Source organism: uncultured Microscilla sp. (assembly GCF_947493425.1).
GTDB lineage: Bacteria > Bacteroidota > Bacteroidia > Cytophagales > Microscillaceae > Microscilla.
Window position 1 is genome coordinate 1 of record NZ_CANLRP010000029.1, and the last position, 14,520, is coordinate 14,520.

The following is a 14,520-nucleotide window of genomic DNA, read 5'->3' on the forward strand; positions in this document are numbered from 1 at the left end:
GGCAATAAAAATAACGAAGTATCAAGGCGAAAAATCACCCCTTAGAGTGTAAATTTATTTTTGAACAATTCCTAAGAGTGATTAAAATAAAATTAAGTAATATTTTAAAACATTGAGCTAACCACTCATTCTAAAGGAAAGTAATTAAAATAGTTGATTTATGAAGCTGGCTTATAGTTTATTAGTTCTGTTAATTTTTGCAGGATGTACTAAAACTCCTGAACCAAATAATACAAATCAGTTTATCAAGTTTTTTGGGAGTTCTAAAAACGAAACTGCGAATGCAATGGTTTCTACCACTGATGGTGGTTATCTAATTGTAGGTTCTACTACATCATTTAACCTTTATGAACAAGCGTTTTTGGCAAAAGCAGATGCCAATGGTAATGTACAGTGGACACAACATTATGGGATTGATTCTACTAATGATGGCAATGTGACGGTGGCTCGTTCAGCTATAGAGGTAGATGGCAACTTCCTGGTGTTGGGAGAAGGAACCAAGGGTGATACGACTAACTTCTTACTCTACCAGGTTGATGCGAGTGGTACACAGCTAGGTTATAAAGAATATGCTACTACAACCAAAACAGATCAAGGGTATTATATCTCAGCAGTTAATGGAGGGTATATGATGATAGGTACCACTGGTGATGGAACAATTGCCCAAAATAATAATATTAAAGCAATTAAAATTGATAATAACAGAGAGGTAGTATTTGAGAAGTCTGATGGAATTACAAATGCAGTAGACGGTTTAGGTAATATCATCGAAATATCTACTCAAGTTAACGGGGCAGATGTGAATGACTTCTTGTGGGTGGGAACCTCGAAAAGACTGCCTGAAGACACCGATGCAAGAATTATTCGTTTGAATGACATTGGTGGAATACGTTGGGAAGAAAACTACGGAAAACTAGATAGCAAGAATCAAACAGGTACTGAGATAAAGGTTGATGGGAAAGATTATGTAATTGTTGGCAATACCAACCTAAACGATAACGGTGATGTATACATAGTGAAGGTTGATGCAGACGGAAAGTTATTGGCAGAGTATGTGGTTTCCTTGGAAAACGAACAAATTGCAGAAAGCATAGAGCCTGTGTCTGATGGGTATATAGTAGCAGGAACCAATGTTTTGAAAAGAGAGGCATTAACGAATAATATCACTGCGTCTACTGCTTTTTTGATGAAGGTAAAAGCGGATGGTACTATGGATTGGGTCAAAGAGTTTGGAGATTTAGGTAAAGACGTGGATGGTGTAAATAGTGGACGTTTTGTAAAAGCCATAAATGGAGGAAGCGAAGGCTACCTCTTACTAGGTTCTTTCGATTTCTTTGGTAGCTCTGTTATGGGATTGGTTCGTACAAGTAGTGATGGTACCACACTCAACAAATAATCATTCTTAAATATAATATTTTATAAAAAAAGCGAAAGTAAGCCAATCTTAATGATAGCTTACTTCCGCTTTTTTTTGATATGTAGCTATTATACGTTGAATCTGAAGTGCATAATATCACCATCTTCAACTACATATTCTTTGCCTTCTTGTGATATTTTACCTGCATCGCGACACGCCGATTCACTACCGTATTGCTCATAATTAGGTAACTTAATTACTTCTGCCTTTATAAAACCACGTTCAAAATCAGTGTGTATTACCCCAGCTGCCTGAGGAGCTTTGAACCCATTGGTAATAGTCCAGGCGCGTACTTCTTTTTCACCTGCAGTAAAATAAGTAATAAGATTTAACAAAGAGTAAGACGCTCTGATAAGGCGATTCAACCCTGATTCGGTCAAATTATACTCGCTCAAAAACTCCATTTTTTCCTCTTCTGTTTCTAGCGTAGCTATTTCAGCTTCTATGGCCGCTGATATAATTACTACTTCTGCATTTTCATCTTTTACTGCTTCTTTGAGAGTGTCCACGTATTGGTTACCATCTATTACAGAGGCTTCGTCTACATTGGCAGCATAAATTACAGGCTTGATAGTGAGCAAGTGCAAATCGTAGATAGATTCAAGCTCATCTTCGCTTAAGTCCATGCTGCGAATATTTTGTCCACTTTCCAGCACTTCTTTTATTTTATTGGCAATTGCCATGTGCTTCTTGGCTTTGGCATCTCCGGTTTTTACTACCTTCTGCAAACGCTGGATACGCTTCTCGATACTATCAAGGTCTTTAAATTGCAGTTCAGTATCTATTACTTCTTTGTCGTTAACGGGGTTTACCTTGCCGTCTACGTGTACAATATTATCATCTTCAAAGCAGCGTATTACATGAATGATTGCGTCAACTTCTCTGATATTTGCCAAAAACTGGTTGCCTAAACCTTCTCCTTTACTGGCTCCTTTTACCAACCCTGCAATGTCTACAAACTCAATTACTGCAGGCAAAACTTGTTGGGGGTTTACTAACTTTTCTAACACTTTTAAGCGTTGATCAGGTACTTGTACAACCCCTACATTAGGCTCTATAGTACAAAAAGGATAATTGGCTGACTCAGCTTTAGCACTTGATAAAGCATTGAATAAAGTAGATTTACCCACATTGGGTAGTCCTACAATTCCACATTGAAGACTCATTGATCTATATTTATTTTATTGATATTATTCAAAAGTTTTTGCAAAGTTATAAAAACTAAGGATACTAAAGAATGATGTAAAAATAAGTTGTTTGTTTCTAGGCAGAGATTTTTTTGTCGGTGAGACCTGCTTTGTACTTAGAAAACTTGTAGGCATAAAAAAACGACTGCCTTTCAAATAAAAGACAGCCGTTTGAATGGTATATGAGTGTATTACTATTTGGTTTTGCGAATAGAGCCAAACCCACTTTTATTAAATCGGGTAATGGCAGGATTGCCCTTATAACGAATACTACCTACACCGCTTACTGATGCATATAATTCTTTTTGAGCATTTATTTTGATGCTACCTGCACCACTTGATTCACTTTTTATAATATTTGCTACCAAGCCATAAGCATTGATAGAGCCTGCGCCGCTTAAGTCTACATCTAAACGATTGGTTGTTCCTTTAAGACGGATGCTTGATGCCCCTGAGAGGTTACAAATAAGGTGTTGGGTGTTAAACGCTAATTGCAAACTTCCAGCACCACTGTTTTCCAAATAAAAGCGTTCTGCCTTGATTGTTGATTCACCACGTATACTTACCGCACCACTTAGGTCAATGGCGTTGAGTTGCTGAAAGGTTAATTCAATTTTTACATTGATATTATTGTATTTTGAATGTTTACGTTTTTTAAGCGAAACATATAAAGTGTTGTTTTTTACTCTAGTAATTATTTCCTCATTTTCAATGTCACCCTGGAGGGTAACTTTTGCCGAATGGCTAGTACCTTGCTTGAGTACAATGCTTGCTGCACCACTTACTTTGAGTTTGGTAAAACTACTTAAGTTACGAGTAGACGTTTGCTGAGCCTGTGCACTAATGACCAATGCAAATAAAAGGGTAAGAGAGTAAAGTATTCTTGTCATAATTTTAAAGTTATATGGTTTGTAATCGAAGGACAGACAAGAAAAAGAAGAGTTGCAGGATAATTGAAAAATGGGGCAACTATTTGTTTATACTTTGAACGGGATAAAAAAACGTTTTTAGATTTTAATCTTTGCATCGCTTTGCGCAACCATTTAACCATCAAGCGCAGCGGAACAATGAGCGGAGCGACAACCATTGGAATTACTAGTTTTCGGTTAACCATGCCGTTTTAAGTATAAATCAAATTCTGTGATGGTGGCAGTATAAAAGAAGGCAGGTTGAAAAAGTTTGTCAGAAACAGCTGTCCTGACAAACTTTTGTAAAAGAAATGAGGCTATTTTTTAGTGCTTGTGCCAATTACTTTAAACTCTACCCTTCTGTTTTTGGCTTTGTTTTTTTTGCTGGTATTGGGCACCAATGGTCTGGCAGATCCATATCCTTTAGACACGAGTCGTTTTTTATCTACCCCTGTTTTAATGAGATAGGTAAACACCGATTGAGCGCGTTGTCTTGATAAACGCATATTGCGTGCATATACCCCTACGTTGTCGGTATGGGCAGATATTTCGAGTTTAATATCTCTGTTGTTTTCCATAAGCTGCACCACCTTAGCCAACTCTACATAAGAGTCTTCATCGAGTTTAGAAGAGCCCGATGCAAAGTTGATATGGCTGAGTACAATCTTGGCATTCATTTTTAACACCTCAAGTGCTACAGTCAATTTAATTACATCACCTGGTTTCAGTGTATCTGTCTTTACCTCAAACGATTGAAAGAAATACCCCTTGGCATTGGCTTCAAAAGCATATTTACTGTCGCGATTCAAAAACACGGTAAGCTTACCTTCCTTTGTCGCTTTTGTAGTGGTTCTATTGTTGTTCAAGTTGGTATACTTCACCAAAGATGAAAGGTTTTTACCTGTTTCTTTATCTACAATCGTTAACAGCAACTTGTTAGCGTTAGACTTTAGCGAAATAGTGGCTATATAGTCTTGTCCCCGTAACAACTTGCGAGTATCAACCTTGCCTTGGAAAAAATCATAACCTAATGCTGTAATTTCAACCGTATATTCTGATTGAGACTCTACTGCAGTGCTATATTTGCCATCAATTGCCACTGTATTTAAAGTTACAATGCGGTTTTTGCTCGTGTTAATTACTTTTACATGAGCTTCTACTGGTTCATTGGTTTCTTTATTGACAATAGTAAGTCTGATAGAATGGGACAGGTGAGCAGGAGGGAGGGCTATATGGTTATCTAATTTTTTGAGCGAGTCGTCTACAGTGTTGTCACTAAGGTCTACTTCTCTAATCAAAGGCAAATAGTTTTTAGCTTTGATCTCAAGGGCATATTTATAACCTCTTCGCAACTTTGCAGCAAATTTGCCATCTTTTTCTTTAAAAGAGCTCACTGCTTGAACGGGAGTATTCTGATTAGCACTGTCTTTTACCAAAATACTCACTTTAGCTTCTACCGGTTTTTTAGTCAACGAATCAATTACTTTGCCTTCTACCCGAGTAAATTTTTGTAATTGAAGATAATCAGGTAAAGGGGTTACTTTAAAAATATCTGCGTTACGTCGTCCTTTAGTATTAAAGTACATCACATTACTGCTTAGCGGAATAGTGGCCAATTGATCCTTTTTACTAGTATTAATAAAATCTAATGCTTTAGGCATAGTCCATTTGCCTGTGAGGTCAAGTGTAGATACATAAAGATCAAAATTTCCTTTTCCCCCTTTGCGTATCGATGAAAATATAAGTGTGGCATTGTCAGGCATAATGCGTGGACATTTTTCGCAGCCATTATTAATTACATTGGGCAAAGCCTCAGGCGTTTGCCAGGTGCCATTTGTACCTTTACGACTCACGTACAACACATAACATATTCCTTTGTATTTGGTAATCTTTCCATCTTCGCCTACTTTTATATGATAAGGATCTTTATTTTTGAGAGGGTTTTTTCGTTTGGCTTTATAATTTTTTACTTCACCAGTAGTATCACGTCGCATAAAATACAGACTCATACCATCGGCTGCTATCGAGGGAAACCCCTCGTATTGGTCGCTGTTTACAGGGCTACCTATACTGATAGGTTCTCCCCAGGTATTTCCGTTTTTTATGGCATAATAAATATCCCGATTGTCGGTGGTGTACGAAGCACAAAAATACAAGGTATCAGCATTTTTGCTCAAACTTGGACCCGCTACGTAATGTGCCCCCCCCTGATAATTGTTAATACTACTAAGGGCTTGTGGTGGTGACCATTTACCCTCGTCATTTAATGTACTTTCGTAGAGTTTCCAATGCCTTTCTTCGTTGTTGTTTGATTGGAATATCAGTGTTTTTCCGTTAGTGCTCAGGGTAGGGGCGTATTCTACATAACGTTTGGTATTGATGGGGTCACCAATGTTGGATACCTGATAGTTTTTATCTTGAGCTTGTAGCTGCATTCCTCCCAGAAGAGCCAAAGTTGTTATCAAATACCACGTTTGTAAATACTGTTTCATAGAATGTATATTTTATTATTTTGACTAGTTTGTTTCTTGGGGATGGTTTAAAAATAAAGTCCTGTAATTTAACAAAGCGGCAAGTCCCAACCCAAGGAAGGAACAAGTTTAAAATGCTTACAGTTTCGACGTTTCAGGGTAAATGTATTTTGCTACCATTCCTTATACAAGTTTGGGTTAAAATACTGGCACTAAAGCCAATTGAGCTGTAGAACAATATAAAGTATAAACGGTTTTAATCAAAGCGAATGGCTTTAATAGGGCGTACAGTACTGATAAAAGTTGCCGGAATTAATATAACCAAAATTAAGGCAAAAATGAGTAAATTTAAGGTCAAAATCACTCCCCAGTTCCAATCTATAGGTACTGTATCCATATAGTAATTTTCAGGATCGAGTGGGATAAGATGCAAATAGTATTGTAGGGCACATATACCCAAGCCTACCAGGTTTCCAATCAACATGCCCCTGAATATAAGTCTGATGCCCCTCATCAGAAATATACTTTTAATCTGTGAATTAGTAGCACCTATTGCTTTCAATACCCCAATCATATTAATACGCTCCATGATCATAATCAAAAAGATAGAAATCATATTAAAGCAAGCCACAATCAGTATTAACCACAAAAAAATCTTTACATTGGTGTTGAGTAAGGTAAGCCAGTCAAAAATTTCTTCGTATTTGCGTGGGGTCGTTTGCATTTGCATATCATACTCCATCTCTTCAAAAACCTCTTTTTGCACAGAGTCAAGTCGTCGGAAATCATTGATAAATACTTCGTAGCCACCTACCAGTGTATCTGCCCAGCGGTTAAGTTTCTGGATAAGGCGTATATCGCTTAACACAAATTTTTCGTCAAACTCTTCCATGCCCGATTCATAAATGCCTACAATGTGTAGTTTGCGAATGGCAGGAGGGTCTTGCACAAAATATACGTAAATACTATCGTTAACTTTAAGGTGGAGTTTATGGGCAATTTTTTGGCTAATGATGAGTTCTTTGGAGGCTTTGTCTTTAGGAAACTTCAAAAAACGACCTTTGACCATGTTTTTAGTAAACTTGCTTTGTGTGTAATCGGTGCCAATCCCTTTAAGTAATACCCCCATTACCTCATCAGAGGTTTTAAATATACCAGGTTTCATGCTAAATGCATGCAGCGTTTCTACATTGGGTAGGGTATTTTTGTAGTTTTTAAATAAGCGGGTATTAGTATTGATGGGTTTTTCTTTGTAAGAATTGCCACTGTTAAACTGGGTAACTTGAATATGCCCTACAAAGCTAAATATTTTGTCATGAATGGTATTACGAAACCCCTCAAGCACGCCAAACGCCACAATGAGAATTGCCAGACCTATGCTAATACTGGCAATGGCTATACGGGTAATAATGCCCGAAAAAGCTTTGTCTTTACCTTGCGCTAAGCGTGCTGATACAAAATTGTACAGCCAGGTATTGTAAGACAGGTTGGCAAAGAAATTCTTTTTGGCAGTTTTTTTCAAAATCCTAATGACTACATTTGAACAAAAAGCAAAATTAACCGAATATTTGATAAATCCATGTATAAAACTTATTTGAAAGCCTTACAGTTGATTAACATCCATAAAAGTAGCCTTTGTCTGTTAGTGTTTGCCTTGGTTACCAGTAACTTAACTGCTCAAGTGGACACTGACAGTACCTCTATGACCGATAGTGTCAAGGTGCAGGTAGGTGCTGCCCAAATGAACAAATATATACCCCTGCTCAAAGGCAAAAAAATAGCCTTGGTAGTGAACCAGACATCAGTAGTGGGCAACACTCATTTGGTAGACAGTTTGTTAGCGCTAAACCTGGCTATTCAAAAAGTATTTGCACCTGAGCACGGCTTCCGGGGCAAGGCAGATGCTGGCGAACACGTAAAAAATTCCAAAGACACCAAAACTAATTTACCTATAATATCGCTGTATGGCAAAAACAAAAAACCAAGCCCACAGCAATTGGCTGATATAGATTGGGTAATTTTTGATATTCAAGACGTAGGTGCCCGTTTTTATACTTATATCAGCACTATGCACTTGGTAATGGAAGCTTGTGCCGAAAATAACAAAAAAGTGTTGGTACTTGACCGTCCCAACCCTAACGGACACTATGTAGCAGGTCCTATGTTAGATTCTCGCCTTAAATCATTTGTGGGCATGCACCCCATACCCATAGTGCACGGGCTTACTGTAGGTGAACTGGCGAAAATGATTAACCAGGAAAAATGGCTCAAGGGAAGGCAAAGTTGTAACTTGACCCTTATAAAAGTAAAAAACTATACTCACCAAACCCGCTACAATTTACCAGTAAAACCCTCGCCTAATCTACCGAACAATTTATCTATAGCACTTTACCCTTCGTTGTGCCTGTTCGAAGGCACTCAAATAAGCGTAGGCCGAGGTACCTATTCTCCTTTTCAGATGATTGGTTATCCTGAGAAAAAGTTTGGCAAAGATACATTTACCCCTAAAAGTATTCCCGGAATGTCTAAATATCCCAAACACCAAAACAAAGTGTGCTATGGCATAGATTTCCGTCATAAAGATAATATGGAGCTTATGAAAGGTTTTTCGCTTAAGTATTTGATAGACTATTACCATAAGTTTGGCAATAAAGCCAAGTTCTTTAATGGATACTTTGATACCTTAGTGGGCAATTTTAGTTTACAGCAAAAAATAAAGAAAGGCTGGACGGCAGAAGCCATCGAGAAATCTTGGGAAAAAGACTTGAAAAAGTATAAAGCCCTTCGGAGGAAATACTTATTGTATGCAGAGTAGGAGGGGAGAAAGCTATAAAATCCAAAACCCCTCAGCAAACTTGATTTTTCTGAGGGGTTTTATTGAGTGATGCCCCAGTGAGCTTATTTTTTAGCGATAAAAACCAGCGTAGAGGTGCCTTGTTTAAAGTGTAAAGCATTTTTTTTCTCTTTATTCAATGGAGCGTACAAGTCCATAAAACCACAACTGAGCATGTAATAACGCAGGTGAAAGTTGGTATAATTAGACGAGGGTGTCATTCTAAACCTAGTTTTGTTCACTTCTGCGGTAGTCACCATCTTATAAGCTTCTTTTTTCTTAAAGTCTAACACAAGTTGTTGCCTTTTAAAGAAAGCTCCATTTTCCAAAATGTTACCGTCTTTGTCTTCTTGATGTGAGTATACCCAAGTTTTGCCCTTAAAGTCAAAAGTCATCATTGCCTTATACTCTTTGGCACTTCTTTTTTTCTTTTGGGCCATCACGTTGCCACCAGCAAAAAGTAATGTGATTAGGCATAAAATAGCGAGTTTTTTCATAGTATTTTGGTCTATATGATGAATGGTTTTAGTTGGAAGGGGAACGTAGCTCAAAAGTAGTTTGTTGGGATGTTTTGCCTATAGTTCAACTTTAGTTTTTTTACCTACCCCCTTTTGTGTTTGAGATTGTCTTTTTTTTTAGGGAGTAAATTAAAAATACTTAGGAAAATGTTCAAAATAAGTGTCGATCCTTAACACCTACTAAGTAAGGTTTTCTCTAACATCAATTTGAGAGGCTTTACGGGCGGGGTAATATGCTGCCAAAAAAGTAATCAAGACAATGGTAATACAAGTAAATATAAAATCTATAGGTTTAAGTTTTACCGGATAAGCTTCTACCACAGTAGTAGAGGTGCCCATACCTATAAACCCATACTTCTGTTGAAGTATGGCAAGGGTTGTAGCTACCAAAAGCCCAATTATTGCCCCACTAAAAGCAATGATTCCTCCCTCCATCATAAATATCTTACGGATAGTTTTAGCTGAGGCTCCCATAGATAAAAGCACTGCTACATCTTTTTTCTTATCAATCATGAGCATCATCAGCGAAAAGAAAATATTGATAGAGGCAACCAATAAAATAAAAGATAATGTGATGTATACAAAAAGCTTTTCTATTTGAATTGCTTTTAACAAGTTGGCTTGTTGTTCGTTACGGTCAAGCACCTTAAAGTTATTGCCCAAAACCTCTTTAATGCCCTCTTTTGTAGCATCAGTATCTGCCTTTTCTTTGAGTTGAATTTCGAGCGAAGTGCGTCGGTTATCGTATTGCAATAGGTTAGCGGCAAACTTCAAAGGTACAAATACATAGCTTGCATCATATTGTTGTTCCAGTGAAAAAACACCAATCGGGAAAATCGCTTTTTTATTGATCAATTTTTTTTCAGCATTAATACCCAGCGTTATTTTTTTTACCTTTTTAGGGTACCAAAGCTGCAGTGCGTCAAAGTCGTTACGTAAACCAATAGCAAGTGTGTATTGTACCCCTTGTCCTATGACTGCCCTGGGGCGTCCGTTTTTATACAAAGCAAATTCCCCTTTTCGAATGGCAGAGTCCATACGGGTTTGTTCCAGGTAGTTTTCACTTACACCCTTAATTTTCACTACCATTTGCCCATTTTTATAGCGCAAAACAGCATTGTCTTCTATTATTTCACTGACAATTTTTACTCCTGGTACTGCCTCAATTTTTTTGATCAAGTGAGGAGTTACTTCAAACGATTTACCTTTGATGGGTTCTACCTTAAGCTCTGGGTTAAAAGTATCGTGCAAGCCTTGAATTAATTCTTGCAAACCATTAAACACTGATAATACTAAAATAAGGGCTATAGTACCAACCGCCACTTCTATCATAGATAAGATAGAAATGACGTTGATAAATTGCTTTTTATGTTTTGAAAAAAAATATCGGCGAGCGATAAATAAAGGTAAATTCATAAGAGTCTTTACTTCATACAACCAGTTGGTTAACGTGTCTCTTCGTCACCTTCGTTGTTGCTGCTGGGAGGAATGTCAAGGTTGTCAAATAGCTCATCCATTTTTTGTACGTAATCACTGGTATCATCCAGAAAAAAACGGAGCTCAGGTATAGCTCTTACCTGGTTTTTTATTTTACGAGCCAATACCTGCCTGATCATCTTGTTGTTGTCCTCAGCGATATCTACCACAGCTTGTTTATCGCTTGCTGCCAAAATGCTTAAATATACATAAGCAATCCCCAAGTCGGGGGTGACTTTTACATTAGTGATAGTTACAAAGTGAGTCTTAAAAATGTCTTTGACTTCTCTTTGAAAAATATCTGCTAAGTCTTTCTGTATAAGTCGGGCAAATTTTTGTTGTCTTTTTGATTCCATTGGCACAAAGTTACAGTTAATTTGATTATTTTTTTAATACTCTTAGGAGAATTTCATTTTTACTGTAATTTTGCTTGCAATTTTTTTGCAGTGATAAAGGCTTGTTTAAACTCTTGCCATCAATACCTGAAATTTACTCTTTTAGCTTACATGATTGAGTGCCAGACAAACACTGAAAACCACAATAAATCACTACTGTTTTGATTACTTTTTTCAGAATAAACGCCGCTTATAAATTTATTTTTTTATTCCTGCTTTTTGTCGGGTTACGTTTGCCTTTTATTATCAATGGCCTGCCTTTGACTATACCAGAACTTAACTGGATGTTGATTGGCGAAAAAATGAACATGGGCTTTAGCCTGTACGACAAAATTTGGGATGATATCAGCCCGTTGTCAGCGTTGATTTACTGGCTCATGGATCGTTTCTTCGGAAAATCGTACTTTGCTTATCAAATCATTGCCTCAGTGTTGGTGTTTGCCCAGGCTATTATTATCAATGATATCTTTCGCCGCCGTCAGGTTTTTGTTGAAATTACCCTTTTACCCGCGTTTTTGTACCTTGTCATTACCAGTTGTTTTATTGACTTTTACATTCTATCACCCGCTTTGCTTGCCAACACTTTTATGTTGTTAGTGATCAACTATACTTTGTGGCATGTAAACGAAAAAAGTAGAAAAAATGCTGTGTTTGAAATAGGGGCTTATACTGGAGTAGCCACCTTGTTTTTTCTTCCTTCTTTCTTCATTATTTTAGTGCCGCTTTTTTCTTTTATGTTACTTACAGGCACCAAACTCAAGGGTTATTTTCTAATGCTGTTTGCGTTTTTGTTTACTATAGGTATTTCATTTCTCACCTTCTATATGAGCAACGACGAATACAGTTTTTATCGCAGCTACTTCGAGTCTGTAGTGTATGTAAGCAAGCAATTGTACCTATCGCCTCGTAGCCTGCTTATAATTTTTACCATTCCTTTACTTATCACCATTTGGGCAATGGCAACCATCAGCGGGCACCGCTACACCAATTACCAAAACCGTTGTCGTCGTATTATGTCTTTTTGGTTATTTGCGTCATTGATTTCTGTCTTCTTAAGCACTAAAATTTCTGCCAATAACCTGGTGTTTGCCATTCCGGCAATGACGTTCTTTTTGAGCCACATGTTTTTAAACCTGAAGCGTGCCTGGTTACGCGAACTATTATTTTTGTTATTAGTGTTGTCAGTCGCATTCAGTGGTTACGCCATTGTTTATCGTTTTTTACCAGAAGTAGCTTACAATACTCCAGTAACTCAAGTAAAACTTGATCGTTTGTTAGTGAAAAAGCACTCGATACAAGAGGACTTAAAGGGTAAAAAAATTCTGGTACTGGGCAGTAATATCAGTTATTATCAGGGAGCACAACTGGCCACCCCTTACCTTAATTGGGAATTGTCGCAGCACCACTTCTCTAATATGAACCAGTATAATATTATGAAAGAAATTTATGAAAACTTTAAGCAAGACTTACCAGATGTAATCATAGATGAAAAAAACTACTTTCAACAAATACTGGCTCCTTTGCCCATCATCGCCAATCAATACATCAAACGGGCAGGAACCAATATGTATATCATAGATCCCCGTTTACAAAGTAAGAAGTAGAGGTTATCTAAATGTCAGGGAAATTGATTTTTTCTGGCTTTTGTTTTGAGTACTCGGTCAAAAGTCATATATTTGTAATGTTAGAATAGACTGACACTGTCAGTCATTCTTTCCATAGCTGGTTGAAGGATCTTAGGGGAGAGAGTTTAAACTCTTTACCCTGAGCATCTTTTTTTTTGTCCCTACCCCAAAAATATTCCCTTTCTTTAATTCAAATATTACTTGCTTGATAAAACCCTTTGTAGTTTTACTTTGGTATCTTTGCGCTTTCCAAAAAAACACATCAACAATACAATGATACAAAAGCTCAAAAAAACAGGCATTGACCGTTTAGATAATTTTCTATATGAATTTGCCCCTATCGATTTAACTTGGTGGGACAAAGACCACCTCACAGCCCTTGAGGTAGAGACAAGAACTCATGAAGATAAACAAGATTATTCAATATGTATCGTCTTTTGTCCTGAGGCAGAAGGGTTGTTAGAGCGAACCATTGTGTTTTATACTGCTTTTAACGATCATGAATTGACCGAAACCACACTAATAGACAAAGATGTATTAGAGCATTTACAAGATGATATTCAACTGGAGTTTTCTGAAAATCAAAATGCTTACTTTACCGACGATTTCAACGAGACAAAATCTGTTCTAAGTCATATTTTTCACTTAGTAAAAGACCAAAAAACAGTGGAAAGGTACCCGTTGGAAGAGGGGGATGGTGAGCTTAAGGCAGGGGACATATTAGATCACTTTATAGGGATGATACACATCAACTCAGCAGAGTTTACCAAAGAAAGCATTGCTGAACATTTAAAAACAGGCATCGAATATGAAGGACAAGAATACCTAGAAGCCTTACAAGAAGATATTAAAAATGGAATAGCCGCCAATTTTCAGGACGAATATGCAGTGGAGATTGAAAAACCTGCCCTGGATTTGATTATTGAGGTAGTAAATGAATACAAGTAAACCTGGTTGCCTACGACTTACCCAATATGATCTTTTTCTGGACTGTATAGGGTAAGTTGATAGGTATTAGAAATAGATAGCTACCTGTTTTTGTTCAAGTAAGCTTCTTGGACTACATTCATTGGGTAAGTAGTGACGATGGGTACGTTTTTTTGTCCACCTGTTTTATTCAGTGCTTCATGTTTGCCAGAGTATACCCTAAAAATAATTTGTTTATCGATGGGTTGCAACTGATAAGTAATCATAAGCATACTGCCTTTTACCTCAAAACGAGTCACCAGCGTATTGCCCAGCATATAAGCATCCAGTAAAATAGAATTTTTTTCGTCTATAATAAATTTGCCATTGCCCTTATCCAGTAACTCATAAGGGCGGATTTGCATGCTGCTTCCTTCTCCATAAATCACAGTCCAACTATAGCGGGTACTAGAGTCGGTGGGTTGTATATTGAGTGTCATCGGAAAACTCAATGGTTTGCCATCTTTGGCATTGTCTACTTTAAGTTGACCTTTCCAAGTGCCTAGCCAGCTTGATATTGAGCTGGTTTTGGTGTTTTGAGCTTGTGCGCTAAAAATAAATAATTGTAAACCAAGTATCAGTATTAATTGCCTCATGTAATGGATTGATTATATCTCCAAAGTTATAAAGTTCTATATAATTTGGCGAAAAGTGTACCAAGAATAAAGCAAATAAGAAATGGGGTAAAAATAATCTGGCCCTGCTTCAAAATAAAAAACCACCT

Annotated in this window: 12 protein-coding genes; 4 read left to right on the top strand and 8 right to left on the bottom strand. The window is 37.2% G+C overall.

The genetic code is table 11. The annotated features are described in order from the left end of the window. The first annotated feature begins 286 nt into the window (after window positions 1-286). Entirely contained in the window at window positions 287-1,396 is a 1,110-nt protein-coding gene (locus Q0954_RS10195; RefSeq protein ID WP_299456454.1) for a hypothetical protein, read from the top strand. 89 nt (window positions 1,397-1,485) lie between these two features. On the opposite strand, the gene ychF is transcribed toward Q0954_RS10195, so the two are convergent. From ychF to Q0954_RS10215, 4 genes are all read right to left on the bottom strand, one after another. Further along, window positions 1,486-2,583, bottom strand: a complete 1,098-nt coding sequence (ychF, locus tag Q0954_RS10200) for a redox-regulated ATPase YchF (protein ID WP_299456456.1) — start codon at window positions 2,581-2,583, stop codon at window positions 1,486-1,488. A gap of 215 nt (window positions 2,584-2,798) precedes the next feature. After that, the gene (locus tag Q0954_RS10205) at window positions 2,799-3,494 is read right to left on the bottom strand and encodes a head GIN domain-containing protein (RefSeq protein WP_299456458.1); all 696 of its coding nucleotides are present in this window, start codon (window positions 3,492-3,494) and stop codon (window positions 2,799-2,801) included. A 335-nt stretch (window positions 3,495-3,829) separates the two neighbouring features. Then, window positions 3,830-6,004: an OmpA family protein gene (locus tag Q0954_RS10210; protein WP_299456460.1), complete on the bottom strand. Its 2,175-nt coding sequence runs from the start codon at window positions 6,002-6,004 to the stop codon at window positions 3,830-3,832. 235 nt (window positions 6,005-6,239) lie between these two features. After that, on the bottom strand, window positions 6,240-7,505 hold the full coding sequence (locus Q0954_RS10215; RefSeq protein WP_299456462.1) for an FtsX-like permease family protein: 1,266 nt from the start codon (window positions 7,503-7,505) through the stop codon (window positions 6,240-6,242). Between the two features lie 57 nt (window positions 7,506-7,562). Between Q0954_RS10215 and Q0954_RS10220 the strand changes: the two genes are divergently transcribed. Next, window positions 7,563-8,798: a DUF1343 domain-containing protein gene (locus Q0954_RS10220; RefSeq protein ID WP_299456464.1), complete on the top strand. Its 1,236-nt coding sequence runs from the start codon at window positions 7,563-7,565 to the stop codon at window positions 8,796-8,798. An 83-nt stretch (window positions 8,799-8,881) separates the two neighbouring features. Here Q0954_RS10220 and Q0954_RS10225 read toward each other — a convergent pair whose 3' ends face one another. From Q0954_RS10225 to rbfA, 3 genes are all read right to left on the bottom strand, one after another. After that, window positions 8,882-9,313 (bottom strand): hypothetical protein, encoded by a 432-nt coding sequence (locus Q0954_RS10225; protein WP_299456465.1) that lies wholly within the window; start codon window positions 9,311-9,313, stop codon window positions 8,882-8,884. A gap of 201 nt (window positions 9,314-9,514) precedes the next feature. Then, a complete protein-coding gene (locus tag Q0954_RS10230; RefSeq protein WP_299456467.1) occupies window positions 9,515-10,750 on the bottom strand; it encodes an FtsX-like permease family protein in 1,236 nt (411 codons plus the stop codon). A gap of 29 nt (window positions 10,751-10,779) precedes the next feature. Further along, window positions 10,780-11,166, bottom strand: coding sequence for a 30S ribosome-binding factor RbfA (rbfA, locus tag Q0954_RS10235; RefSeq protein WP_299456468.1), 387 nt, complete (start codon window positions 11,164-11,166; stop codon window positions 10,780-10,782). Between the two features lie 200 nt (window positions 11,167-11,366). Here rbfA and Q0954_RS10240 point away from each other — a divergent pair, with 200 nt between their 5' ends. After that, window positions 11,367-12,809 (top strand): DUF6427 family protein, encoded by a 1,443-nt coding sequence (locus tag Q0954_RS10240; protein ID WP_299456469.1) that lies wholly within the window; start codon window positions 11,367-11,369, stop codon window positions 12,807-12,809. 294 nt (window positions 12,810-13,103) lie between these two features. Further along, window positions 13,104-13,778 carry a hypothetical protein gene (locus Q0954_RS10245; RefSeq protein ID WP_299456471.1) on the top strand — a complete coding sequence of 225 codons (675 nt, stop codon included), beginning with the start codon at window positions 13,104-13,106 and terminating at the stop codon, window positions 13,776-13,778. 80 nt (window positions 13,779-13,858) lie between these two features. Here Q0954_RS10245 and Q0954_RS10250 read toward each other — a convergent pair whose 3' ends face one another. Continuing rightward, on the bottom strand, window positions 13,859-14,392 hold the full coding sequence (locus tag Q0954_RS10250; protein ID WP_299456473.1) for a hypothetical protein: 534 nt from the start codon (window positions 14,390-14,392) through the stop codon (window positions 13,859-13,861). Window positions 14,393-14,520 lie beyond the last annotated feature (128 nt).

Coding starts and splice junctions, on each gene's coding strand:
- Q0954_RS10250 (WP_299456473.1), bottom strand. CDS start 14,392: ATGAGGCAATTAATACTGATACTTGGTTTACAATTATTTATTTTTAGC.
- ychF (WP_299456456.1), bottom strand. CDS start 2,583: ATGAGTCTTCAATGTGGAATTGTAGGACTACCCAATGTGGGTAAATCT.
- Q0954_RS10225 (WP_299456465.1), bottom strand. CDS start 9,313: ATGAAAAAACTCGCTATTTTATGCCTAATCACATTACTTTTTGCTGGT.
- Q0954_RS10220 (WP_299456464.1), top strand. CDS start 7,563: ATGTATAAAACTTATTTGAAAGCCTTACAGTTGATTAACATCCATAAA.
- rbfA (WP_299456468.1), bottom strand. CDS start 11,166: ATGGAATCAAAAAGACAACAAAAATTTGCCCGACTTATACAGAAAGAC.
- Q0954_RS10230 (WP_299456467.1), bottom strand. CDS start 10,750: ATGAATTTACCTTTATTTATCGCTCGCCGATATTTTTTTTCAAAACAT.
- Q0954_RS10195 (WP_299456454.1), top strand. CDS start 287: ATGGTTTCTACCACTGATGGTGGTTATCTAATTGTAGGTTCTACTACA.
- Q0954_RS10210 (WP_299456460.1), bottom strand. CDS start 6,004: ATGAAACAGTATTTACAAACGTGGTATTTGATAACAACTTTGGCTCTT.
- Q0954_RS10245 (WP_299456471.1), top strand. CDS start 13,104: ATGATACAAAAGCTCAAAAAAACAGGCATTGACCGTTTAGATAATTTT.
- Q0954_RS10205 (WP_299456458.1), bottom strand. CDS start 3,494: ATGACAAGAATACTTTACTCTCTTACCCTTTTATTTGCATTGGTCATT.